Source organism: Streptomyces cyaneofuscatus, assembly GCF_042718795.1.
Lineage (GTDB): Bacteria > Actinomycetota > Actinomycetes > Streptomycetales > Streptomycetaceae > Streptomyces > Streptomyces cyaneofuscatus_A.
This window is the reverse complement of record NZ_JBHXOX010000037.1, coordinates 1-22,203: the sequence shown is the minus strand read 5'-3', so window position 1 is coordinate 22,203 and position 22,203 is coordinate 1. Positions and strand designations below refer to the sequence as shown.

The 22,203-nt window shown below is 72.9% G+C and carries 24 protein-coding genes; 3 read left to right on the top strand and 21 right to left on the bottom strand.

The genetic code is table 11. The features are described from left to right. Positions 1–127: 127 nt before the first annotated feature. A complete protein-coding gene (locus ACFWRT_RS32875; RefSeq protein WP_380955016.1) occupies positions 128–460 on the top strand; it encodes a hypothetical protein in 333 nt (110 codons plus the stop codon). Between the two features lie 88 nt (positions 461–548). Here the strand turns inward: ACFWRT_RS32875 and der are convergent, their stop codons facing one another. The 7 genes from der to ACFWRT_RS32840 all read right to left on the bottom strand — a co-directional run bounded on the left by der (position 549) and on the right by ACFWRT_RS32840 (position 6,127). Further along, entirely contained in the window at positions 549–2,018 is a 1,470-nt protein-coding gene (gene der / locus ACFWRT_RS32870) for a ribosome biogenesis GTPase Der (RefSeq protein ID WP_380955719.1), read from the bottom strand. Between the two features lie 78 nt (positions 2,019–2,096). Then, a complete protein-coding gene (locus ACFWRT_RS32865; protein ID WP_380955720.1) occupies positions 2,097–2,753 on the bottom strand; it encodes a lysophospholipid acyltransferase family protein in 657 nt (218 codons plus the stop codon). Then, positions 2,750–3,445: a (d)CMP kinase gene (gene cmk, locus ACFWRT_RS32860; RefSeq protein WP_380955722.1), complete on the bottom strand. Its 696-nt coding sequence runs from the start codon at positions 3,443–3,445 to the stop codon at positions 2,750–2,752. Before cmk ends, ACFWRT_RS32865 begins: the two co-directional genes overlap by 4 nt. A 191-nt stretch (positions 3,446–3,636) precedes the next feature. Next, entirely contained in the window at positions 3,637–4,722 is a 1,086-nt protein-coding gene (locus ACFWRT_RS32855) for a prephenate dehydrogenase (RefSeq protein WP_380955723.1), read from the bottom strand. Continuing rightward, a complete protein-coding gene (gene aroH, locus ACFWRT_RS32850) occupies positions 4,719–5,081 on the bottom strand; it encodes a chorismate mutase (RefSeq protein WP_380955724.1) in 363 nt (120 codons plus the stop codon). The genes ACFWRT_RS32855 and aroH overlap by 4 nt, the downstream gene beginning before the upstream one ends. Before the next feature lie 68 nt (positions 5,082–5,149). Beyond that, complete coding sequence (locus ACFWRT_RS32845) at positions 5,150–5,752, bottom strand: TetR/AcrR family transcriptional regulator (protein WP_380955725.1); 603 nt, start codon at positions 5,750–5,752, stop codon at positions 5,150–5,152. Positions 5,753–5,764: 12 nt separating this feature from the next. Further along, the gene (locus tag ACFWRT_RS32840) at positions 5,765–6,127 is read right to left on the bottom strand and encodes a DUF1304 domain-containing protein (RefSeq protein ID WP_380955726.1); all 363 of its coding nucleotides are present in this window, start codon (positions 6,125–6,127) and stop codon (positions 5,765–5,767) included. Positions 6,128–6,280: 153 nt separating this feature from the next. Between ACFWRT_RS32840 and ACFWRT_RS32835 the strand changes: the two genes are divergently transcribed. Both ACFWRT_RS32835 and ACFWRT_RS32830 read left to right on the top strand, forming a co-directional pair. Beyond that, positions 6,281–6,739, top strand: a complete 459-nt coding sequence (locus ACFWRT_RS32835; RefSeq protein ID WP_380955727.1) for a Rieske (2Fe-2S) protein — start codon at positions 6,281–6,283, stop codon at positions 6,737–6,739. A gap of 74 nt (positions 6,740–6,813) precedes the next feature. After that, positions 6,814–7,500, top strand: coding sequence for a nucleotidyltransferase domain-containing protein (locus ACFWRT_RS32830; RefSeq protein ID WP_380955729.1), 687 nt, complete (start codon positions 6,814–6,816; stop codon positions 7,498–7,500). Positions 7,501–7,507: 7 nt separating this feature from the next. On the opposite strand, the gene ACFWRT_RS32825 is transcribed toward ACFWRT_RS32830, so the two are convergent. The 14 genes from ACFWRT_RS32825 to ACFWRT_RS32760 all read right to left on the bottom strand — a co-directional run. Then, entirely contained in the window at positions 7,508–8,287 is a 780-nt protein-coding gene (locus ACFWRT_RS32825; RefSeq protein ID WP_380955731.1) for a nucleotidyltransferase domain-containing protein, read from the bottom strand. A gap of 3 nt (positions 8,288–8,290) precedes the next feature. Further along, on the bottom strand, positions 8,291–9,316 hold the full coding sequence (locus ACFWRT_RS32820) for an ADP-ribosylglycohydrolase family protein (RefSeq protein WP_380955732.1): 1,026 nt from the start codon (positions 9,314–9,316) through the stop codon (positions 8,291–8,293). Next, positions 9,313–10,086 carry an NUDIX hydrolase gene (locus tag ACFWRT_RS32815; protein ID WP_380955734.1) on the bottom strand — a complete coding sequence of 258 codons (774 nt, stop codon included), beginning with the start codon at positions 10,084–10,086 and terminating at the stop codon, positions 9,313–9,315. Before ACFWRT_RS32815 ends, ACFWRT_RS32820 begins: the two co-directional genes overlap by 4 nt. Next, positions 10,083–11,162, bottom strand: coding sequence for an AAA family ATPase (locus tag ACFWRT_RS32810; RefSeq protein ID WP_380955736.1), 1,080 nt, complete (start codon positions 11,160–11,162; stop codon positions 10,083–10,085). The genes ACFWRT_RS32815 and ACFWRT_RS32810 overlap by 4 nt, the downstream gene beginning before the upstream one ends. After that, the gene (gene pnuC / locus ACFWRT_RS32805) at positions 11,159–11,815 is read right to left on the bottom strand and encodes a nicotinamide riboside transporter PnuC (RefSeq protein ID WP_380955737.1); all 657 of its coding nucleotides are present in this window, start codon (positions 11,813–11,815) and stop codon (positions 11,159–11,161) included. Before pnuC ends, ACFWRT_RS32810 begins: the two co-directional genes overlap by 4 nt. 133 nt (positions 11,816–11,948) lie before the next feature. Next, the gene (locus ACFWRT_RS32800) at positions 11,949–13,253 is read right to left on the bottom strand and encodes a pseudouridine synthase (RefSeq protein ID WP_380955738.1); all 1,305 of its coding nucleotides are present in this window, start codon (positions 13,251–13,253) and stop codon (positions 11,949–11,951) included. Then, complete coding sequence (gene scpB / locus ACFWRT_RS32795; RefSeq protein WP_070200462.1) at positions 13,253–13,909, bottom strand: SMC-Scp complex subunit ScpB; 657 nt, start codon at positions 13,907–13,909, stop codon at positions 13,253–13,255. Before scpB ends, ACFWRT_RS32800 begins: the two co-directional genes overlap by 1 nt. Next, positions 13,906–14,991, bottom strand: a complete 1,086-nt coding sequence (locus ACFWRT_RS32790; RefSeq protein ID WP_380955739.1) for a segregation and condensation protein A — start codon at positions 14,989–14,991, stop codon at positions 13,906–13,908. The genes scpB and ACFWRT_RS32790 overlap by 4 nt, the downstream gene beginning before the upstream one ends. Before the next feature lie 83 nt (positions 14,992–15,074). Next, positions 15,075–15,644 carry a hypothetical protein gene (locus tag ACFWRT_RS32785; RefSeq protein WP_380955743.1) on the bottom strand — a complete coding sequence of 190 codons (570 nt, stop codon included), beginning with the start codon at positions 15,642–15,644 and terminating at the stop codon, positions 15,075–15,077. Continuing rightward, positions 15,641–16,759: a ParA family protein gene (locus ACFWRT_RS32780; RefSeq protein WP_018488026.1), complete on the bottom strand. Its 1,119-nt coding sequence runs from the start codon at positions 16,757–16,759 to the stop codon at positions 15,641–15,643. Before ACFWRT_RS32780 ends, ACFWRT_RS32785 begins: the two co-directional genes overlap by 4 nt. A gap of 368 nt (positions 16,760–17,127) precedes the next feature. Beyond that, the gene (gene ald / locus ACFWRT_RS32775; RefSeq protein WP_380955744.1) at positions 17,128–18,243 is read right to left on the bottom strand and encodes an alanine dehydrogenase; all 1,116 of its coding nucleotides are present in this window, start codon (positions 18,241–18,243) and stop codon (positions 17,128–17,130) included. 143 nt (positions 18,244–18,386) lie between these two features. Beyond that, positions 18,387–20,531, bottom strand: coding sequence for a tetratricopeptide repeat protein (locus ACFWRT_RS32770; RefSeq protein WP_380955740.1), 2,145 nt, complete (start codon positions 20,529–20,531; stop codon positions 18,387–18,389). A 186-nt stretch (positions 20,532–20,717) separates the two neighbouring features. Then, entirely contained in the window at positions 20,718–21,344 is a 627-nt protein-coding gene (locus ACFWRT_RS32765) for an NUDIX domain-containing protein (protein WP_380955741.1), read from the bottom strand. Between the two features lie 91 nt (positions 21,345–21,435). After that, the coding region (locus ACFWRT_RS32760; protein ID WP_380955742.1) for a CTP synthase at positions 21,436–22,203 on the bottom strand (768 nt) is incomplete at its 5' end.

Sequence of the window (22,203 nt, the reverse complement as noted above, 5' to 3'; positions counted from 1 at the left end):
CCCGCTCGGGCACCCCCGTCGAACAGCGTTTTCTCCGGCGGGGCCGCATCCGACGGGCGATGAGGTCGTTGGCACCTACGTGCACTCATACGACTCCTCCCGCCAGCACCAGAGCCAGATTCCTGCCATGCGTCCCTCGCAGGAGCCATCGGTGGGCACGTCCGCCACCCCGATCTACGACGCGCTGTACTCCGAGTACCGGCGCTCGTTCCGGGCGTTGCCGGGTGACCGGAGCGGTGAGGAGAACCTCCGCTTCCCGGCCTTCGGCGCCGGGCTGTTCGCCACCCGGGCCCCGCTGGGCGGCGGCCACTCCGTCCCGGCCGGTCAGAGCCGCCACCCCGGGACCGGCAGCAGCGTCCAGAGCCAGCACACCGGGACCCTCGGCTCCTGGCAGCGCGTCGGCCGGCACGCCGGGCGTCCCCGGCCCGCGGCGCTGCCGCCGGGGTCCCGGGAGTCCTGAGAGCGGACAGGGCCCGAGAGCGGACGCGGGAGAGCCCCGGCACGGACCGTACGGTCCGTGCCGGGGCTCTCCCGCGTTCCCGTGCGTGCTACTTGTTGCGGCCGCGCTTCTCGCGGACGCGGACCGAGATGTGGATCGGGGTGCCCTCGAAGCCGAACTCCTCGCGCAGTCGGCGCTCGACGAAGCGGCGGTAGCCGTGCTCCAGGAAGCCGGAGGCGAAGAGCACGAACCGCGGCGGCTTGGTGCCCGCCTGGGTGCCGAACAGGATGCGCGGCTGCTTGCCGCCGCGGATCGGGTGCGGGTGGGAGGCGACGATCTCACCGAGGAAGGCGTTCAGCCGGCCGGTGGGGACGCGGGTCTCCCAGCCCTCGATCGCGGTCTCGATCGCCGGGACGAGCTTCTCCATGTGCCGGCCGGTGACGGCCGAGACGTTGACGCGCGGGGCCCAGGAGATCTGCGCGAGCTCCGTCTCGATCTCGCGCTCCAGGTAGTAGCGGCGCTCCTCGTCGAGGGTGTCCCACTTGTTGAAGGCGACGACGATGGCGCGCCCGGCCTCCACGGCCATGGTGATGATGCGCTGGTCCTGGACGCTGATGGACTCGCTGGAGTCGATCAGGATGACGGCGACCTCGGCCTTCTCCACGGCGGCTGCCGTACGGAGCGAGGCGTAGTAGTCCGCGCCCTCCTGGAGGTGGACGCGGCGGCGGATGCCGGCCGTGTCGATGAACTTCCAGGTGATGCCGCCGAGCTTGATCAGCTCGTCGACCGGGTCGCGGGTGGTGCCCGCCAGCTCGTTGACGACGACCCGGTCCTCGCCCGCGACCTTGTTCAGCAGGGAGGACTTGCCGACGTTCGGACGGCCGATCAGCGCGATGCGGCGGGGGCCGCCGAGCGCGGTGCCGAACTTCTGCTCCGGGGCGTCCGGGAGGGCTTCGAGGACCGCGTCCAGCATGTCGCCGGTGCCGCGGCCGTGCAGCGAGGAGACCGGGTAGGGCTCGCCGAGGCCGAGCGACCACAGGGCGGTGGCGTCGGCCTCGCCGCTCTGGCCGTCGACCTTGTTGGCGCAGAGCACGACGGGCTTGCCGGCCCGGCGCAGCAGCTTGACGACGGCCTCGTCGGTGTCGGTGGCGCCGACGGTCGCGTCGACCACGAAGACGACGGCGTCGGCCGTCTCGATGGCGTACTCGGCCTGGGCGGCGACGGAGGCGTCGAGGCCCAGCACGTCCTGCTCCCAGCCGCCGGTGTCCATGACCTTGAAGCGGCGGCCCGCCCACTCGGCCTCGTAGCTGACGCGGTCGCGGGTGACGCCGGGCTTGTCCTGCACGACGGCCTCACGGCGGCCGATGATCCGGTTCACCAGGGTCGACTTGCCGACATTGGGGCGGCCGACGACGGCGAGCACGGGGATCGGGCCGTGACCGGCCTCACCGAGGGCGCCCTCGACCTCTTCGGGGTCGAAGCCCTCCTGCGCGGCGAGCTCCATGAACTCCGCGTACTCGGCGTCGCCAAGTTCTCCGTGCTCGTGGTCCGAGCCGCCGGAGTGAATCTGGTCGTTCATGAAGTCCGTTCCTCTTTGCATCATCATCGATGGACCGCGATCAGCGCCGTCCACTACTCAAGTCAGGTCAAGTCTGGCCTATCGCCCGGTGAGGCGCTTGGCACTTTCCAGGTGGGCGGTGAGCTTCGCCTGGATCCGCAGGGTCGCCTCGTCCAGCGCCTTGCGGGTGCGCCGCCCGTCGCCGGCGCTCGCGTCGAACGGGTCACCGAAGACGACGTCGACCCGGCTGCGCAGCGGGGGCAGCCCCCGTATCAACCGTCCGCGCCGCTCGGTGCTTCCCAGGACGGCGACGGGGACGATGGGCGCCCGGCCCCGTACCGCGAAGTACGCGAGTCCGGCCCGCAGCGAGGCGAAGTCGCCCTCGCCCCGGGTGCCCTCCGGGAAGATCCCGAGCGCCCCGCCATCGGCCAGCACGCCCAGCGCGTGGCCGATGGCGGTGCGGTCGACGGTCGTACGGTCCACCTCGATCTGGCCGATCCCGTGCAGGAACGGGTCGAGGGGGCCGACGAACGCCTCTTTCTTGATCAGGAAGTGCACCGGCCGTGGTGCGGTCCCCATCAGCATCGGTCCGTCGATGTTGTGGGAGTGGTTCACCGCGAGTATGACGGGTCCGGCGGCGGGCACGCGCCACGCGCCGAGCACGCGCGGCTTCCACAGCCCGTACATCAGGCCGATGCCGATCCCTCGCCCGACCGCGGCTCCGCGCAGTGTGGGCGCCCCCGGGGCGTCGCTCACGCGGCGGTCCGCTTCTCCTCGACGAGGGTGACGACGCACTCGATGACCTGCTGGAGGGTCAGCTCGGTGGTGTCCACCTCGACGGCGTCGTCCGCCTTGGCGAGGGGGGAGGTCTTCCGGCCGGAGTCGGCGGCGTCCCGCAGAATCAGGGCCTCGCGGGTGGCGGCCAGGTCGGAGCCCTTGACCTCACCGCTGCGGCGGGCGGCGCGGGCCTCCGGGGAGGCGGTGAGGAAGATCTTGAGGTCGGCGTCGGGCAGCACGGTGGTGCCGATGTCACGACCCTCCACGACGATGCCGCCGACGGCGCCCGCGGCGATGGAGCGCTGGAGATCGGTGATGATCGTGCGCACCTCGGGGACCGCGCTGACGGCGCTGACCTTGGAGGTGACCTCCTGGGTGCGGATCGGGCCCGAGGCGTCCTCGCCGTCGACGGTGATCGTCGGGCCGGTCGGGTCGGTGCCGGAGATGATCACGGGCTTGGCGGCCGCGGTCGCGATCTCGGCGGGGCTGTTCACGTCGATGCCGTTGGTCAGCATCCACCAGGTGATGGCCCGGTACTGCGCGCCCGTGTCCAGGTAGCTCAGGCCGAGCTTGGCGGCGACGGCCTTGGAGGTGCTCGACTTTCCGGTGCCGGACGGCCCGTCGATGGCGACGATCACGGCGGAGCTTGCGGTTTCCACGGTGGTGGACACCTTCCTGGTACACGGGGTGGGGACGGACGGGCCTGGAGGCGGCCTTGTACCAGGTTACCGAGTGCCGGGCGCGCCCTTGTACCCCGTACGGGGGAGGCTCCGTCCCCGTACGGGCGGGTACCACCGTCTCCGTACGGAGGTGGCGCCAGGAGCGTACGGGGGTGGCGCCGGGAGCCGCCCCCGTACCGGCCTCAGCTGCGGACCGACCAGCCGCGCTCGGTCAGGGACGCCGCGAGCACGGGGGCCGCGCTCGGCTCGACCATGATCTGGACCAGGCCCGCCTGCTGCCCGGTGGCGTGCTCGATGCGGACGTCCTCGATGTTGACCCCGGCCCGGCCCGCGTCGGCGAAGATCGCGGCGAGCTCGCCCGGCTTGTCGCCGATGAGGACGGCCACGGTCTCGTACGCGGCGGGGGCCGCGCCGTGCTTGCCGGGGACCCGGACGCGGCCCGCGTTGCCCCGGCGCAGGACGTCCTCGATGGCGTCGGTGCCCGCGCGGCGCTTCTCCTCGTCGGCGGAGTGCAGCCCGCGCAGCGCCCGTACCGTCTCCTCCAGGTCGGCGGCGACCCCGGCCAGCACATCGGCGACCGGGCCGGGGTTGGCGGAGAGGATCTCCACCCACATCCGGGGGTCCGACGCGGCGATCCGGGTCACGTCGCGGATGCCCTGGCCGCAGAGGCGTACGGCGCTCTCGTCGGCCTCCTCCAGCCGCGCGGCCACCATGGAGGAGATCAGCTGCGGGGTGTGCGAGACGAGGGCGACGGCCCGGTCGTGGGCGTCGGCGTCCATCACCACGGGGACGGCCCGGCAGAGCGCGACCAGCTCCAGCGCGAGGTTGAGGACCTCGGTGTCGGTGTCCCGGGTCGGGGTGAGGACCCAGGGGCGCCCCTCGAAGAGGTCGCCGGTGGCGGCGAGCGGCCCCGAGCGCTCCTTGCCCGCCATCGGGTGCGTACCGATGTACGGGGTGAGGTCGAGGCCCATCGCCTCCAGCTCGCGGCGCGGGCCGCCCTTGACGCTGGCCACGTCCAGGTAGCCCCGGGCCACCCCGTCCCGCATGGCCCGGGCCAGGACGGTGGCGGTGTGGGCGGGCGGTACGGCGATGACCGCGAGGTCGACCCGGCCGGCCGGGGGCTCGTCCGTGCCGGCGCCGAGGGCGGCCGCCGTGCGGGCCGACTCGGGGTCGTGGTCGACGAGGTGGACGTGGACGGAGCGGGCGGAGAGCGCGAGGGCGGCGGAGGTGCCGACGAGGCCGGTTCCGATGACGAGGGCGGTTCTCACTGGGCGATGTCCTTGCGCAGGGCGGCGGTGGCGCCGAGGTAGACATGGCTGATCTCCGCGCGCGAGAGATAGGTCTCGACGTGGGCGAGGAGGCGGACGACGCGGGGCATGGCGCCCTCGATGTCCAGCTCCTGGGCGCAGATCAGGGGGACGTCGACGATGCCGAGGCCGCGTGCGGCGGCGGCCGGGAAGTCGCTGTGCAGGTCCGGGGTGGCGGTGAACCAGATGCTGATCAGGTCGTCGGCGACCAGCTCGTTGCGTTCCAGGACGGCCGTGAGCAGCTCACCGACCCGCTCGTCCATGTGCCCGGCCTCGTCCCGATCCAACTGGACGGCGCCTCGGACCGCTCGTACCGCCACGTCGTACTCCTCGCTCGTTCACTTCCGCGCTGCTCCTGATCACCCTAGAGGGGCGGCGGCGGGCCTGGTCACCGCGCTCCCTGGGTGAGACGGGCGGTGGCGTGGACCGCGAGGAGCGTGCGCCAGATCCGGCCGGCGAGGTGTTCGGGTGTCGCGGTGGTGCGCCCGTGCACCCAGTCGGCCAGGACCCCGGTGAAGAGCCCGGCGACGGCGCTCGCGGTGAGGTCGTGGCCGGTGTCCGCCGGGCGGCGGGCGGACAGCTCGTCGAGGCTGCGCTGCCGCAGCTCCCGGTGGAGCAGCTCGCCGAGCGGCCCGCCGCCGCCCTCGCGCAGCAGGCCGCGGTAGACGGCGGCCCGGGTGTGGACGGACGCCAGGAGGGCGGCGAGCGGGGCCGGGGGCGCGTCCGGTCCCGGCGGTGCGCCGTCCCAGGCGTGCAGGGCGTCGACCGCCTCCCGTACGACCTCGGCGCAGGCGTCCACGGCGAGGGCGTGCAGGTCGTCGTAGTGGAGGTAGAAGGTGGCGCGCCCGACGCCGGCCCCGCGGACCACCTGCGCCACGCTGACCTGTTCGAGTGGCCGGTGCTCGCAGGCGGCCAGCAGGGCGGTGCGGAGCTTGGCCCGGGTGCGTGCGGTACGGGGGTCGGCGCTGCCGTCGGTCACTGCGGGGCTCATCGGCCCAGGATCTCAGCCCGCGAGCAGGACGGCGCCGAGGGCCAGTGCGGACGGCACGGCCTGGACGGAGAGGATCTTCCGGCTCACGGTGGCGGCCCCGTAGACCCCGGCGACGATCAGGCAGCTCAGGAAGAAGACCTGTGCCTGGAAGGCGACGGGGTCGCCCGCGAGGAGGCCCCAGACCAGACCGGCGGCCATGAACCCGTTGTAGAGGCCCTGGTTGGCGGCGAGGGTGGCGCTCTCGCGGGAGAAGGCGGGAGTGGTGCCGAAGGCCTTGCGGCCGCGGTCGGTGTCCCAGAGGAACATCTCCAGGACGAGGAAGTAGGCGTGGACCAGCGCGACGAGCGCGACCAGGACCTGAGCGGTGATGTGCATGGCGGTCGGCCTCCCGGTGGCGATTTCCTGAACAACTGTACAGGAAGTGCCTCAGGCCCGCCCGGTTGCTTCACCTGCGCGCTCCCCGGCACCACCATGGCCACCAGAGATCGCCCCCCACGCCCGACAACTGGAGAGCCCATGCCCATGCCCATGAACGCGAACGCACGGCGCAGGACTGTTCTGACCGCGGGCGCGGCGGGCGCCGCCGCCCTGGTGACCGGCTGCGGATCGTCCGGCGACGAGAGCGGCGGAGGGGACGCGAGCGGTACGCCGACGGGTGCGGCGTCGGACACCGCGTCGCCCGGGGCCTCCCCCGGCGGCGGTCAGCAGCTCGCCGCGACCGGTGACATCCCGGTCGGCGGGGGCACCGTCTTCAAGGAGCAGAAGGTGGTGGTGACGCAGCCGGAGGAGGGCGAGTTCAAGGCGTTCTCGGCCGTCTGCACGCACGCCCGGTGCCTCGTCTCGACGGTCAGCGACGGCACCATCAACTGCCCGTGCCACGGCTCGAAGTTCTCCATCACGGACGCGGCGGTCGAGGCCGGCCCGGCGACCCGCCCGCTGCCGGCCGAGCGGATCACCGTCGAGGGTGGAGCGATCCGGCTGGGCTGAGGGCCGGGGCCTATCGGGAGCGGCGGCCGGAATTCGGGGGCGGGGAGGCCCGCCGCCCCCGTACTCTCGCCGCCATGATCACTCCCACCCACGAGGCTCTCGTCCGCGACCACACGGTCTACGCGTGCGTCATGGGTTCGCGCGCGTTCGGTCTGGCGACGGAGGACAGCGACACCGACCGGCGGGGCGTGTTCGTGGCCCCCACCCCGCTGTTCTGGCGGCTCGACAAACCCCCGGCGCACATCGAGGGCCCCGCACCCGAGCAGTTCTCCTGGGAGCTGGAGCGCTTCTGCGAGCTGGCGCTGCGGGCCAATCCGAACGTGCTGGAGTGCCTGCACTCCCCGCTGGTGGAGTACGCGGACGACACCGGCCGCGAACTGCTGGAGCTGCGCGGGGCGTTCCTCTCCCGCCTGGCCCACGCCACGTTCGTCCGCTACGCGCTGGGCCAGCGGAAGAAGCTGGAGGCCGACGTACGGCAGTACGGGGAGCCCCGCTGGAAGCACGCCATGCACCTGCTGCGGCTGCTGGCGAGCGGCCGGGACCTGCTGCGCACCGGCGAGCTGCGCATCCACGTCGGGGACGCGCGCGAGGAGCTGCTGGCGGTGAAACGGGGCGAGGTGCCCTGGCCGGAGGTGGAGCGCCGGATGAACCGCCTGGCCGAGGAGAACGACGCGGCGGCGGACACCTCCCCGCTGCCGCCCGGACCGGACCGGGCGGCGGTGGAGGACTTCCTGGTACGGGTCCGGCGGGCGTCGGCCTAGAGGTGTGTCAGGGCGCGAGCCTCGCCCGTACGACGAGGTCGTCCAGGTCGCCGAAGGCCGTCGCGGCCTCCGGCAGCCGGGAGCGCTCCTGGGCCGCGTCCAGGACGCGGTGCAGCTCTTCGATGTCCCGGGCCACCGCTCCCCCGTCCAGGTCCGACGCCGCCGCGTGCTCGGCCTCCGCCTTCGCCGCGATCAGGCCGGGCAGGTAGGCGGGGGCGTCGACCTCGTCGAGCAGCGTCGGCAGATGGGCCTCGATGGACCCGCCGCGCATCAGGTGGATGCCGGTGAGCAGGGCGCGGAAGGTGTAGAGCAGCGGTTTCAGCTCACCGGTCTTCGCGTACAGCCTCCACTGCGTGCCGGCGAAGCCCCGGTAGTGGAGGGCGTGGCTGCGGGTCAGTACGCCGGGGACGAGGGCGGCCAGTTCGGTGTGGAGGCTGCTCGTGTGCACCACCAGCGGGGAGAGCAACTGCTCCAGGACGTAGCCGTTCGGCCGGAGCATCAGCCGGACGAACTTCCGCAGGTCGTGGGTGACGAGGTCCAGCTCGGCCCCGTCCCGCTCCCACATCCGGGTCCGGGTCTCCTCCGGCTCGCGCAGCCCCACGAGGTCCTCGGCGGGCAGGACGTGGACCCCCCGCAGGTCCACGTCCGAGTCCCGGGAGGGGAAGCCGTAGAGGTGGGCGCCGGAGACCGTGGCGAAGACCAGCGGGCCGGGGGCGTGGGCGAGGTCCGGGCGCAGGTCGGCGACCGGCAGACCGGCCCGCGCAAGGGTGAGAGGTGGGGTGCTCATGGCTCAAGCGTCCCAGAGCGCCGCCAGGGAGAGCAGGTCGCTCCGGTACTCGATGCGCTCCGACCACTCCTGGGGCCAGGCCCCCGCGCCCAGGTGGGCCCCGGCGAAGGCGCCCGCCAGGCAGGCGATCGAGTCGGAGTCGCCCCGGGTGCAGGCGGCCCGGCGCAGGGCGGTGACCGGGTCCTCGGGGAAGAGCAGGAAGCAGTGCAGGGCGGTGGCGAGGGCCTCCTCGGCGATCCAGCCGTCCCCGGTCCGCTCGCACGGGTCGGTCTCCGGTGACGGGTCGCGCAGGGCCTCCTGGAGGGCGGCCAGCGCGCCCTGGCACTCGTCCCAGCCGTGGCTGATGTACGCCTCGGGTGAGGTGGCCCCGGCGTAGCGCCACAGGTCGCCGAGCCAGCGGGTGTGGTAGCGGCCGCTGTTCTCGTACGCGTAGCTGCGCAACTGGCCGACCAGGCCGAGCGGTTCGGCGCCCTGGGCGAGGAGGAGGACCGCGCGGGCGGTCAGGTCGGATGCGGCGAGGGCGGTGGGGTGGCCGTGGGTGAGGGCGGCCTGGAGCTGGGCGGCGCCGGCGCGCTGCTCGTCGCTGAGGCCGGGGACGAGACCGACGGGGGCGACCCGCATGTTGGCGCCGCAGCCCTTGGAGCGGGTCTGGCTCGCCTCCTGCCAGACCGGGCCGGCCTCCAGCATCCGGCAGGCGGTGAGGCAGGTGTTGCCGGGGGCGCGGTTGTTCTCCGGCGAGTGGTACCAGGCGATGAACTCCCGCCGTACCGGGTCCACCAGGCGCTCCGGGGTGAGCAGTCCGCTGTCCATGGCGGTGCGGATCCCCCGCCCCAGCGCGATCGTCATCTGGGTGTCGTCGGTGACGATCGCGGGGGTCGGGAGGCCCATCCCCCGCCAGGAGCCGCACTTGGCGAGGATGGCGGGGACGTCGTCGAACTCGGTGGGGAAGCCCAGCGCGTCACCGAGCGCGAGTCCGGTGAGCGAGCCGGTGGCCGCCTGCTTGGTCAGCCTTCGGGTGGCGATGGTCATGGCGTTCGTCCTTCCGGGCGCGAGAGGGGTGGATCGGCTGGATCGGTGAGCGGCGGGCGCAGCAGGGGCGGGTGCAGGGTCGTGGTTCCGCCCGCCCGGTACAGCGCGGCCGGTTTGCCCCGGCCGCCCGTGCGGCGCGGCGGTCCTTCGACCGGCTGGACGAAGCCCGGCACGTTCAGGACCTTGCGCCGGAAGTTTGGGCGGTCCAGTGCGACGCCCCAGACCGTCTCGTAGACCTGCTGGAGCTCGCCGAGGGTGAACTCGGCGGGGCAGAACTCCGTTGCCAGGCAGGTGTATTCGAGCTTGGCGCCGATCCGGTCGCGGGCGTCGGTGAGGATGCGGTCGTGGTCGAAGGCGAGTGGTCCGGTGGAGCCGGCGGTCCACCACTTCGCGCTGGCCGCGTCGCCGCCGCCGTGCGGTTCGGGCAGGTCGGGCAGGAGTGCGGCGTACGCGACGGAGACGACCCGCATCCTCGGGTCGCGGTCCGGGTCGGTGTAGGTGCGCAACTGCTCCAGGTGGAGGGCGCCCACGGCGTCCGGGCCGAGGCCGGTCTCCTCGGCCAGCTCGCGGCGGGCCGCCTCGTCGGCGGACTCGCGGGGCAGGACGAAGCCGCCCGGCAGCGCCCAGCGCCCCCGGAACGGGTCCTGGCCGCGTTCCACCAGCAGCACGTGCAGCGCCTCGTCCCGGACGGTGAAGACGGCGAGGTCGACGGTGACCGCGAACGGCGGGAAGGCGTGCGGGTCGTACCCCTCGGGTACGCCGGTGCTCATCGCTTCTCCGGGAGCGGGGCGGCGAAGTCCCAGCCGGTGGCGAGGAGTTCGTCCACGGCGGTGACGGCCTGCGCGAGGCGGGCCTCGGGCGGGCCGGTGATCTCGATGAACCGGCGCCCGGTGCGGGTGAGTTCGGCGCGGAAGCGGTCGGTCATCCAGGGGCGCAGCTCCTCGCCGTCGCGGAGGCCGTCGTCCTCGAAGGCGACGCCCTCGTGGTCGGTGAGCAGCCACAGGTGGTGGGCCGTCCGGTCGGCGATCTCCTCGACGAGCGGGTTGCGCCCGCCGACGTACCGCTCGTGCCAGACAGTGGTGGCGAAGGAGTCCGTGTCGCAGAAGAGGACCGGGGAGCCGGTGCGGGCGGCGGCCTCCTCCCGGTCGTTCTGGGCCTGCGCGATGACCGGGAAGTCGTCGGTGGTGAAGGTGACGTCCTCCCAGGCGGCCCCGGGCCACCGCGCGCGCAGGGCGGCGAGCTTGTGCTCGCTGTACTCGCGCCCGTACTCCGCGACGTACCCCGTCCGCGCCCAGACCCCGCCGCGCGCCCGGTAGTGGCCGGTGAGGGCCCGAGCGAGGGTGGTGGTGCCGGTGGACTCGGCGCCGAGGGCGACGACCCGGCGGGCGAGGGCGGCCCGGACCGGCGCCCGGAGGAAGTCCCAGGAGCCGACCGGGTCCTTGCGCACGGCGGTGCCGGACACCGGGAAGAGCGTGCGGTCGGGGTCGACGAGGACGGCCGCGGCGCCGAAGCGGCGGCCGAGCTCCTCCCCGTACGCCTCCGAGGTGAAGACCGCGTCGACCCGCTCGGGCACGGCGGCGGTGAAGACGGCCATGTGCGCGTCCCAGACCGCCGGATCGGTCACGTCCATGTGCGTGTCGTCGACCGCGCCGACCACCGTGACGTCCGGGTGGATCTCCCGCATCCAGGCGACCCGGTCGGCGAGCGGCACGGACTCCACGGAGGCGGCGCAGACCAGCACGGTCAGCCGCTCGCAGTTGTCCTGGGCGGTGCGGACGAGGTGGTGGTGGCCCGCGTGCGGCGGGTAGAACTTGCCGAGGACCAGGCCGTGTTCGTAGGTCTTCATGCCGTGACCGCCTCCAGCGGACGGGAGGTGCGGGCGGTCAGGTCGCGGTGCCAGTTGCGCAGGCCGACCAGGCAGAGCGCGAGGAACCCGGCGTACAGCAGTGAGGTCAGGTACAGCCCCTTGTGCGCGTACAGCGGGATGTAGACCACGTCCGCCGCGATCCACAGCCACCAGGACTCCAGCCGCTTCCTGCACTGCCCGTACGTCGCCATCAGCGACAGCGAGGTCGTCAACGCGTCCCAGAACGGGACGGTGGAGTCGGTGGCCCGGGTGAGCAGCAGCGTGAGCCCGGCGGTCCCCACCACCCCCGCCGCGAGCAGCCAGGCCCATTCGATGCGCGTCGTCCTGCGCACCGGCAGGACCGAGGTCCCTGGTCCACCCCCGTGGGTCCAGGTCCACCAGCCGTACGCGGCGAGGGTGATGAAGACGATCTGGAGGCCGGCGTCGGCGTACAGGCCGGCCTGGGCGAAGAGCAGGATGAAGAAGACGTTGTTGGCGATGCCGATCGGCCAGTTGGCGAGGTGCTGGCGGGCCACGAGCCAGACGCAGAGCGCCCCGCTGCCGAATCCCAGCACCTCGGTCCAGCTCACCGGGGTGTCCAGGACCGTCACCAGGGGCTGCTGCAGGGGATCGAGTATGTCCGCGAGGCTCACGGGCCCGCCTCCTTCTTTAATGGTCACTCTGACTATAAAGGGTGGGCGAGGGCAGCAAAAGGCCCGCGGCCGGTTCTGTTCGAACTTTCCGAACGGATACCGGCCGCGGGCCTGGGTGAGGAGCTGGAGCTGTCTAGAGACCGACCTCGCGCATCAGCATGCCGACCTCGGTGTTGGTGAGGCGGCGCAGCCAGCCGGACTTCTGGTCGCCCAGCGGGATCGGCCCGAAGGACGTCCGCACCAGCCGCTCGACCGGGAAGCCGGCCTCGGCCAGCATCCGGCGCACGATGTGCTTGCGGCCCTCGTGGAGGGTCACCTCGACCAGGTAGTTCTTGCCGGTGTTCTCGACGACGCGGAAGTGGTCGGCGCGGGCGTAGCCGTCCTCGAGCTGGATGCCGTCCTTGAGACGCTTGCCGAGGTCACGCGGCAGGGGGCCCTGGATGGCGGCCAGGTAGGTCTTCTTCACGCCGTACTTCGGGTGCGTGAGGCGGTGGGCCAGCTCACCGTGGTTGGTGAGCATGATGATGCCCTCCGTCTCGGTGTCGAGCCGGCCGACGTGGAACAGCCGCGTCTCGCGGTTGGTCACGTAGTCGCCGAGGCACTGGCGGCCGTCCGGGTCCTCCATCGAGGAGACGACACCGGCGGGCTTGTTCAGCGCGAAGAAGAGGTAGGACTGCGCGGCGACGGTCAGGCCGTCGACCTTGATCTCGTCCTTGTGGACGTCGACGCGCATGCCCTGCTCGACGACGATCTCGCCGTTGACCTCGACGCGGGACTGCTCGATCAGCTCCTCGCACGCGCGGCGCGAGCCCATGCCGGCCCGGGCGAGGACCTTCTGCAGCCGCTCGCCCTCCTCCTCGGCTCCCGGGTGGGTCTTGGGGAGGTTGATCTCGGGCTTGTTCGCGTACCGGTCGCGGTTGCGCTGCTCGATCTTGGCGTCCAGCTCGCGGGGGCGCGAGGGGCTGCCGCCGCGGCGGAACCCACCGCTGCGGTTGCCGCCGCCCTGTGCGGGCTTCGGGCCGCCCTTGGCGCCGCCGCGGGCGGCCGAGCCGCGGCCCTTGCGGGGGCCGTCCTGCTCGCGGGCCTCGCGGGCGCCGGGGGCGTCGTTGCCGACGTCGTAGCGGCGCTCCTCGGGGCGGGGACGGCGGGGGCGCTGGTCCTGCTCGTCGCGCCCGCCCTGGTAGCCGCCACGCCCGCCCTGGCTGCCGGGACGACCGCCCTGGGGACGCCCGCCCTGGCTGCCGCCGCGTCCGCCCTGACCGCCGGAGGGACGACCGCCCTGACCGCCGGGACGGCCGCCCGAGGCTCCGGGCCGCCCGCCCTGGCCGCTGCCGCCGCGTCCGCCGCCGCCCTGGCCGCCGGGACGACCGCCCTGGCCGCCGCCGCTCCGGCCGCTGCCGCCGCTGCCGCTTCCGCTGTTCCTGCCACTGCTTCGCATCAAAATTCCGTCTTGTCGTCTGCGTGAGTATCCGGGGTGTCCGGTGCGTCCGGATCGAACGACGGCACACCCTCTAGCGTCTCAGCCTCGATCGCGTCCGCCTCGGGGAGGAAGGGCGCGAGTTCCGGGAGCTCGTCCAGGCCGCGCAGGCCCATTCGCTCCAGAAAGTAGTTCGTCGTCCTGTACAGGATCGCACCTGTTTCGGGTTCCGCGCCCGCCTCGGCCACCAGGCCCCTCTGGAGGAGGGTCCGCATGACGCCGTCGCAGTTCACTCCGCGCACCGCCGAGACCCTTGACCGGCTCACCGGCTGCCGGTAGGCGACCACCGCCAGGGTCTCCAGCGCGGCCTGGGTCAGCCGGGCGTGCTGGCCGTCCAGGACGAAGCCCTCGACGGCCGCCGCGTACTCGGGGCGGGTGTAGAACCGCCAGCCGCCCGCCACCAGCCGCAGGTCGAAGCCCCGGCGCTGCACGGTGTACTCGTCGGCCAGCTCCCGCAGCGCGTCCGCCACGGCCCGCCGGGGGCGCTGGAGCACCTTGGCCAGTTGATCGACGGTGGCGGGCTCGTCGACGACCATGAGGACCGCCTCCAGGGCGGGCTTCAGGTCGAGCGAGGCGACGGCGCCCGTGCCGTCCCCCTGGACCGGCTGCTCACTCATTCCCGTACGTCCTCCTCCTGCTCGGCCGTCCCGTTCAGCTCCTGGTCGAACTCGTCCGTCACCACCGGCTCCGCGCCCTCCCCGCCGCACCAGGCCACCAGCAGCTCGCCCAGCGCCTCGTCCTGGTCCAGGGTGACGGCCTTCTCGCGGTACAGCTCCAGCAGGGCCAGGAAGCGGGCGACCACGGTGAGGGTGTCGGGGGCGTCCTCGGTGAGCGTGCGGAAACTCACCGCCGCCCCGGCCGCGCGCAGCCGCTCCACCACGATGCCCGCCTGCTCCCGCACGCTGACCAGCGGGGCGTGGATGTGGTCGACGTACACCTGGGGCTTGGGCTTCGGCTGCATCGCCTTGACGGCCAGCTTCGCGAACCCCTCGGGCCCGATGCTGATGACGACCTCGGGCAGCAGCTCCGCGTGGTGGTCCTCCAGGCCGACGGTACGGGGGTGGCGGCGGGCCTCGGACTCCAGCCGGCCGCTGAAGATGTCCGCGATCTGCTTGTACGCGCGGTACTGGAGCAGCCGCGCGAAGAGCAGGTCCCGCGCCTCCAGGAGCGCCAGGTCCGCCTCGTCCTCCACCTCGGCGGCGGGCAGCAGCCGGGCGGCCTTGAGGTCCAGCAGGGTGGCGGCGACGACGAGGAACTCGGTGGTCTGGTCGAGGTCCCAGTCGGGGCCCATGGCGCGGATGTACGCCATGAACTCGTCGGTGACCTTCGAGAGCGCGACCTCGGTCACGTCCAGCTTGTGCCGGGAGATCAACTGGAGGAGGAGGTCGAAGGGGCCCTCGAAGTTCACCAGCCGGACGGTGAACCGCTTGTCGTCGACCGCTTCCGGCGCCTCTGCGGGCTCGGACCCGGTCCGCTCAAGCTCAGGCCCGGCCTGCACGGGCTCCGAATCGGGCGCCTGTACGGGCTCCGGCGCGGTTTCCGGCACTTCCGGCACTTCCGGCACTTCCGGTACGGGAACGGCTTCCGTCTCCCGTACGGGCTCCGGGGCCACCTCCACGGGCTCCACGGGCACCTCCGCCCCCGGCCCCCGCCCCAGGGCACGGCGGCGCGGGGCGGCGGAGTCGTGGGGCGGGGGCATGGTGGTCCAGAGGGGGGCGGGAAACGCGGACGGGCCCCGCCGGGCGGCGGGTCCCCTCCGGCAGGCTACCGGCGCGGCGCCGGTCAGCGGCCGCGCAGCCGCCGTACGAGGATGCTCGCGTCGCCCCGGGACTCCAGGTCCGCGAGGACCACCGCCACCGCCTCGCGGACGATGCGGCCGCGGTCGACGGCGAGGCCGTGCTCGCCGCGCAGGACGAGCCGGGCGTGTTCCAGGTCCATCAGCTCCTCGGCGGAGACGTAGACCGTGATCTTCTCGTCGTGGCGCTCACGGCCGCTGGGGCGCCGGTTGGCGCCGCGGCCGCCGCCGCGCCTGCGCTGCTGCTGGACGGCCGGGGACTGCTCCGCCGGGGCGGAGGCGGCGGACCGGTCGCCGGACGGCGGGGCCGGGGCGGGCGCGGCGGCGGCCTGGCGGTCGCCCTCTGCGCCCCGGCCGCGCGCGTCGCCCGCGTCGTCGGCGGAGGCGTGCTCCTCACCGGCCTCGGAGGACCGGCCCGAGGGGTCGCTCTCCCCTGCCGGTGCGGGCACCCGGGGTTCGCCGTTCGCCTTGCGTCGCCGGTCCGCCGGGGAGGAGGACTGGAGGCCCATCCCTCCCCCGGTCGTACGGAACAGTTCGTCGGCCCCCGGCAGACTCACTCGGCGTGACACCGGGCGAGCACCTCCCTGGCGAGCTGGCGATAGGCGGCGGCACCGACCGAGTTGGAGGCGTACGTGGTGATGGGCTCACCGGCGACCGTGGTCTCCGGGAAGCGGACCGTGCGCCCGATGACCGTGTGGTAGACGTGCTCGTCGAAGGCCTCGACGACGCGCGCCAGGACCTCGCGGCTGTGCACCGTTCGGGAGTCGTACATGGTGGCGAGGATGCCGTCGAGCTCCAGCTCCGGGTTGAGCCGCTCCTGGACCTTCTCGATGGTCTCGGTGAGCAGCGCGACCCCGCGCAGCGCGAAGAACTCGCACTCCAGCGGCACTATGACCTTGTGAGCGGCCGTCAGGGCGTTCACGGTGAGCAGGCCGAGCGAGGGCTGGCAGTCGATCACGATGTAGTCGTAGTCGGCCATCAGCGGCTTCAGGGCGCGCTGGAGCGTGGACTCGCGGGCCACCTCGCTGACGAGCTGCACCTCGGCGGCCGAGAGGTCGATGTTGCTCGGCAGCAGGTCCATGTTCGGGACGGCGGTCTTGAGCAGGACCTCGTCGGCCGCCATGCCCCGCTCCATGAGCAGGTTGTAGACGGTGAGGTCGAGCTCCATCGGGTTGACCCCGAGGCCGACCGAGAGGGCGCCCTGCGGGTCGAAGTCGACGAGCAGGACGCGGCGTCCGTACTCGGCGAGCGCGGCACCCAGGTTGATGGTCGACGTGGTCTTGCCGACGCCGCCCTTCTGGTTGCACATCGCGATGATCTTCGCGGGGCCGTGGTCGGTCAGGGGGCCCGGGATCGGGAAGTACGGCAGGGGCCGTCCGGTCGGGCCGATGCGCTCACGGCGCTGGCGTGCGGCGTCGGGCGCGAGCGTGGCCGCGTACTCCGGATCGGGCTCGTACTCGGCGTCGGGGTCGTAGAAGTGCCCCTCGGGCACCTCGGCGAAGTCGGCGAAGCGGTCGGTGTTCCGGCCACTCTCGTTGCCGGCCGTGGCGTTCACGTGTAGGCCGTCCATCATCTGGGGGGCTGTCGTCATGTGCTGTTGGGTGGCGAAGGTGCGGACAGCGACGGAGCCGACAGCTTCGAGCCCGATCGGGCTCAGACCCCGTGCAGGCATCCCTGGTTGACCACCCCCGGGAGTAATTGTCGACTCATTCACAAGTCGTCTTACCTCCTTGGACGTGACCAGGAAACTTATCGATAGGTCAGCGTGGCACCATGCCGACGATTGGCGACTCTATGGCGTGTCACCGGTCCGCAGCAACACAATCCGCCGGACCCGGCCCGATGTGTCGGCAATCGAACACCTCGCTGTCAAGGGTGCACAGCGACCAAGCCGCACATTTCGCCGCTGCACGAAACGGGTAAAGGGTTACGTTCGAGGCGAGTTGCACAAGGGCCTCAGAGGGCCCGATACGCCTCCGGCCGGACCTTGCTCGGCAAGGTCCGGCCGGAGTTGCGATGTTGACGAAAGGTGTTGACCCGTCAGCCGAGCAGAGTGCTCAGCTCGACGTGCGGGAGACCGTGCGCCTCGGCCACCTCGCGGTAAACGACCTGGCCCTCATGGGTGTTGAGGCCCTTGGCCAGGGAGGCGTCACGGCGCAGGGCGTCGGCCCAGCCACGGTTGGCCAGCTCCACGATGTAGGGAAGCGTGGCGTTGGTGAGCGCGTAGGTGGAGGTGTTCGGGACCGCGCCGGGCATGTTGGCGACGCAGTAGAAGACCGATCCGTGGACCTGGAAGGTCGGCTCGGCGTGGGTGGTCGGGTGCGAGTCCTCGAAGCAGCCACCCTGGTCGATCGCAATGTCGACAAGAACACTTCCGGGCTTCATCTTGGCGACGAGCTCGTTGGTGACCAGCTTCGGGGCCTTGGCTCCGGGGATCAGCACGGCGCCGATGACGAGGTCGGCCTCGACGACGGCCTTCTCCAGCTCGAAGGCGTTGGAGACGACGGTCTGCACCTTGGTGCCGAAGATCTTGTCGGCCTCGCGCAGCTTGTTGATGTCGCGGTCGAGCAGCGTGACGTGGAAGCCGAGGCCCACGGCGATCTGCGTGGCGTTCCAGCCGGAGACACCGCCGCCGATGACGACGGCACGGCCGGCGTGGGTGCCGGGGACGCCGCCGGGGAGCACGCCGCGGCCGCCGACCGAGCGCATCAGGTGGTACGCGCCGACCTGCGGGGCGAGACGGCCCGCGACCTCGGACATCGGGGCGAGCAGCGGGAGCGCGCGGCCCACGGTCTCGACCGTCTCGTAGGCGATGGCGGTGGTGCCGGAGGCCAGCAGCGCGTCGGTGCACGCGCGGGAGGCGGCGAGGTGCAGGTAGGTGAAGAGGGTCTGGTCCTTGCGGAGGCGGTGGTACTCCTCGGCGACCGGCTCCTTGACCTTGAGCAGCAGGTCGGCGGTGGCCCAGACCTCGTCGGCGGTGCCCAGGATCTGCGCGCCGGCGGCGACGTACTCCTGGTCCGGGATGGACGAGCCGACGCCGGCGTCCTTCTCGATGACGACCTGGTGGCCGTGGCGGGCGAGCTCATGCACTCCGGCGGGGGTGATCGCCACCCGGAACTCGTTGTTCTTGACTTCGCGGGGGATGCCGACCTTCACGTCGATCACGGTCCTTGGCTCGGAGGGTGATCCGGGCACGACAGGACAGACCCGGATATATACAGCTTAAATGGAGACGCCACGAACGAGCGCGGCAGAGCCAGTCTAATGAAGGACTTCGCGCTGTCTAGCCTTACAAAGCATTAACTTTCTGTCGAAGCACTGCGGATTTCGTAGGCAGAGCCCTCCTCGCCCAACAATCTGTCGGCGGCGGCCCGGTGCAGCCGGGCCGCCGCCGGGTCGCCGAGCCGGTCCAGGGTGTCGGCCAGCCGGAGCTGGAGTGCCGCCTGAAGCCGCACGTCATCGGCGCGACGGGCCAGCTCGGCCGCCTCCCGGCAGGTGTGCAGCGCCTCCTGCGGCCGCCCCGCGTACTCCTGCACCCGGGCCGCCTCGCTGAGCGCCCGCGCCTGGGCCGCCAGGTCGCCGAGCCTGCGGTGGCCGGCCGCGGCGGCCCGCCAGTTCCGCAGGGCCTCGCCGTACCGCCCGGCGTAGCTGTGGACGGCGCCGAGCCGTCCGTAGAGGCGTGCCTCGTCCGCCCGCTCCCCTTGGGTGAGCCGCTGGGCGAGCGCCCGGCCGTACCAGTCGGAGGCCCGGTGGTAGTCGCCGAGCTCGGCGTACGTACTGCCTACGGATTCCATCGCGCGGCCCGTCGCGTACAGGTCGCCGGCGGCCCTTCCGGCGTCCAGCGCGGCCCGGTAGCGGGTCAGGGCGTCGCGGGGGCGGCCGGTGCGGGCGTCCAGGTCGGCGAGGTTCAGCAGGGCCGCCGCCTGTTCGCGCGGCAGCTCGCGGCGTTCGGCCACGTCCAGGACCAGGCCGTGCAGCCCGTACAGCTCGGGGGCGGCGGCCTCGGTGCCCCGGTGCGCGGCCAGCGCCCGCACCAGGGCGGCGACGAGGCGGCGGGCCAGGGTGTCGAGCTCGCCGTCGGCCACGGCGAGCCGGGCGGAGGCGAGCAGGGCGGGCTGCCGCAGCAGCAGCCAGACACCGGCCTCCTCGGCGCTGGGGAAGCGCAGGGAGCGGGGCAGCCCGGCGAGCTTGCGGTGGGCGGTGGTCCCCTCCGCCTCGGTGACCGCCCGGCAGGCCTGGAGCCTGCGCACGGTCCGCTCCAGCATCCGGGCGCGGGCGAGCTGGATCTCGGCCGGGCGGTCCCGGTCCTCCAGGAGGGCCCGCAGCATCGGGGCGAGGCAGCCGGGGATGCCGTACTGGGGGTGGGCGGCGCCGTCCGTCCGCAACAGCCCGAGCTTCACGAAGTCGTCCAGCGTCTGCTCGGCCGCCGAGACCGAGCAGCCGGCCAGCGCGGAGGCCGTGTGGGCGTCGGCGAGTCCGGCGGGGGCGAGGGCGAGGAAGCGCAGTATCCGGGCGGCGGCCTCCGGCAGGGAGTCGTGGACGAGGCGGAAGGCGCGGGCCAGCGGGCGGGCGCCGGTGGGCTGCTGGTCGCCGGTGTCGGGGAGGTCGTGGAGCTGCTTGGTGACGTCGGCGACGGAGGCCATGGGGTGGGCGGCGAGCCAGCCGCCGATCAGGGCGAGCGCGGCGGGCTGCCCCCCGCACTCCTCGGCCAGGCTCTCGGCGGTGCGCGGGTCGACGGTGATGCGGACCTGGCCGATGGCGCGGGCGAGCAGATGCACGGCCGCGCCCGCCTCCAGGCCGCCGAGGGTGCAGGGCCGGACGTCCGGGATGCCGGTCAGCGGGCCGGTGGCGACGGCGACGACCAGGCAGTCCGGGTTCTCCGGGAGCAGCGGGTCGACCTGTTCGGCGTCGGCCGCGTCGTCGAGGAGCAGGACGAGCCGGCGTACGGCGAGGGCCTCGCGGACCATCTCGGAGAGCTCGTCCTGATCCGCGCCGGGCGGGACGGGGAGCCCGAGCAGGTCCAGGATCTCGGCGGCGGTGCGTTCGGTGGGGACGCGCTCGCCGCCGGGTTCGGTGAGCCCGACCCGGAGCACCCCGTCGGGGTAGTCGCCGGAGCCCGTACCGGGAACGGCCCAGGGCAGGGCGCCCGTTCCGGTTCCGGGTCCGGACGCGTCGGCCGGGGCGGTGCCCGTACCGGTGAGGGATCCCGCGAGCTCGGCGGCCAGCGCGCTGCGGCCGGAGCCGGGGCGGCCCGCGATGAGGAGGACCCGGGCGCGGGGGGTCTTGCGGCCGGCCAGGGTGTCCAGGCCGGCGCGTTCGATGTCCGCCCGCAGGGCCTTCAACTCGCGTTCCCGGCCGAAGAATCGGGGCGGGGCGGCGCCGGACGGCTCCTCGGTCCCCGCAGCCTCCGCCGGGCCGCTGGTGTCCACCGCCTGATCGGTCACGGGCCACGCTCCACTTCGCTGCACGCGGTGCCCGCCGGAACTCCGGTCGGGGCCTTTCGAGCGTAGTTCAGCGGTGGTGTGGATCACTGCGGAGCGGGGCGGAGCCCGGGACAACTTCCCCCGATCGGATCAGCATTTCTTACGATCATCGGACCAAGGGGAGGCAGTAAGGCGGCAGACAGTCCGTCAGGCCTCGAACGGGCGGGCCGGCCAGGGCGCCTCGGCGGGCCGCAGCGAGTCGACGCCGTCGCCCGCGAGGACCGCGGTGAGCGCGAGCGCCCCGACGGCCAGGCAGTTGTTGTGCAGGTCCCCCGCGATCACCGAACGCACCAGCTCGGGCAGCGGGATACGGGCCTGCTCCATGTCGGCCTCCTCCTCGGAGACCGCGAACCGCTCGCCCTCCACGTCGGAGAGGCCGCGCGCGAGGAAGATCCGTACGGCCTCGTCGCAGCCGCCGGGCGTGGTGTAGACGTCGGTCAGCACCCGCCAGTCCTCGGCCTTGACGTGCGCCTCCTCGTACAGCTCGCGCTGGGCGGCGTGCAGCGGGTTCTCGCCGGGCACGTCGAGCAGTCCGGCCGGGATCTCCCAGAGCCGCTGGCGGACCGGGTGGCGGTACTGGCGTACGACGATGACCTGGTCGTCCTCGTCGACCGCGAGGATCGCGACCGAGCCGGGGTGGACCTGGTAGTCACGGCCGTGCACGGAGCCGTCGGGCATGACCACCTGGTCGGTGCGGACGCTGGTCTTGTTGCCGGTGAAGGGGGTGGTGGTCGCGGTGACCTGCCACTCCTCGGGCGTGTCCTGGATACCCACTGCGTCCTCCCACGTGCCACGTACCCAAACGAGAAACCGGGGCACGCATCCGCGAAGGATCCGTACCCCGGTCAACCGTAATGCCTCGGAACTACTCGCCCGCGCCGACCTTGCGCGTGACGGCTGCCTTCACCAGGCCGGCGAAGAGCGGGTGCGGGCGGGTCGGGCGGGAGCGGAGCTCGGGGTGGGCCTGGGTGGCGACGAGGTAGGGGTGGACCTCGCGCGGGTACTCGACGTACTCGACGAGCTTGTTGTCCGGGGAGGTGCCGGAGAAGACCAGCCCGGCCTTCTTCTCCAGCTCACCGCGGTAGGCGTTGTTGACCTCGTAGCGGTGGCGGTGACGCTCCTCGACGTACGGCTCGCCCGCGTACGCCTCGCGCACCAGGGAGCCCTCGGCGAGCTTGGCCGGGTAGAGGCCCAGCCGCATCGTGCCGCCCAGGTCGCCCGCGCCCTCGACATAGGCGAGCTGCTCCTCCATGGTCGAGATGACCGGGTGGGAGGTGGCGGCGTCGAACTCGGTGGAGTTCGCGTCGGGGATCTCGGCCAGCGAACGGGCCGCCTCGATCACGATGCACTGAAGCCCCAGGCACAGGCCCAGCAGCGGGACCTTGTTCTCGCGGGCGTAGCGGATGGCGCCGACCTTGCCGTCGACCCCGCGCTCGCCGAAGCCCCCGGGGATGAGGATGCCGTCGACGTCGCCGAGGTGCTCGGCCGCGCCGGCGGCGGTGCGGCAGTCGTCGGAGGTGACCCACTTGACCTTCACGCGGGCCTTGTTGGCGAAGCCGCCGGCCCGGATGGCCTCGGTGACCGAGAGGTAGGCGTCGGGCAGGTCGATGTACTTGCCGACCAGGGCGACGGT

What these genes read in the sequence shown, in the direction of transcription:
- ACFWRT_RS32875 (WP_380955016.1), top strand. Translation starts at nt 128, where the DNA reads ATGCGTCCCTCGCAGGAGCCATCGGTGGGCACGTCCGCCACCCCGATC.
- der (WP_380955719.1), bottom strand. Translation starts at nt 2,018, where the DNA reads ATGAACGACCAGATTCACTCCGGCGGCTCGGACCACGAGCACGGAGAA.
- ACFWRT_RS32845 (WP_380955725.1), bottom strand. Translation starts at nt 5,752, where the DNA reads ATGAGCCCCGCAGTGACCGACGGCAGCGCCGACCCCCGTACCGCACGC.
- ACFWRT_RS32840 (WP_380955726.1), bottom strand. Translation starts at nt 6,127, where the DNA reads ATGCACATCACCGCTCAGGTCCTGGTCGCGCTCGTCGCGCTGGTCCAC.
- ACFWRT_RS32835 (WP_380955727.1), top strand. Translation starts at nt 6,281, where the DNA reads ATGAACGCGAACGCACGGCGCAGGACTGTTCTGACCGCGGGCGCGGCG.
- ACFWRT_RS32830 (WP_380955729.1), top strand. Translation starts at nt 6,814, where the DNA reads ATGATCACTCCCACCCACGAGGCTCTCGTCCGCGACCACACGGTCTAC.
- ACFWRT_RS32825 (WP_380955731.1), bottom strand. Translation starts at nt 8,287, where the DNA reads ATGAGCACCCCACCTCTCACCCTTGCGCGGGCCGGTCTGCCGGTCGCC.
- ACFWRT_RS32820 (WP_380955732.1), bottom strand. Translation starts at nt 9,316, where the DNA reads ATGACCATCGCCACCCGAAGGCTGACCAAGCAGGCGGCCACCGGCTCG.
- ACFWRT_RS32815 (WP_380955734.1), bottom strand. Translation starts at nt 10,086, where the DNA reads ATGAGCACCGGCGTACCCGAGGGGTACGACCCGCACGCCTTCCCGCCG.
- ACFWRT_RS32810 (WP_380955736.1), bottom strand. Translation starts at nt 11,162, where the DNA reads ATGAAGACCTACGAACACGGCCTGGTCCTCGGCAAGTTCTACCCGCCG.
- ACFWRT_RS32800 (WP_380955738.1), bottom strand. Translation starts at nt 13,253, where the DNA reads ATGCGAAGCAGTGGCAGGAACAGCGGAAGCGGCAGCGGCGGCAGCGGC.
- scpB (WP_070200462.1), bottom strand. Translation starts at nt 13,909, where the DNA reads ATGAGTGAGCAGCCGGTCCAGGGGGACGGCACGGGCGCCGTCGCCTCG.
- ACFWRT_RS32790 (WP_380955739.1), bottom strand. Translation starts at nt 14,991, where the DNA reads ATGCCCCCGCCCCACGACTCCGCCGCCCCGCGCCGCCGTGCCCTGGGG.
- ACFWRT_RS32780 (WP_018488026.1), bottom strand. Translation starts at nt 16,759, where the DNA reads ATGCCTGCACGGGGTCTGAGCCCGATCGGGCTCGAAGCTGTCGGCTCC.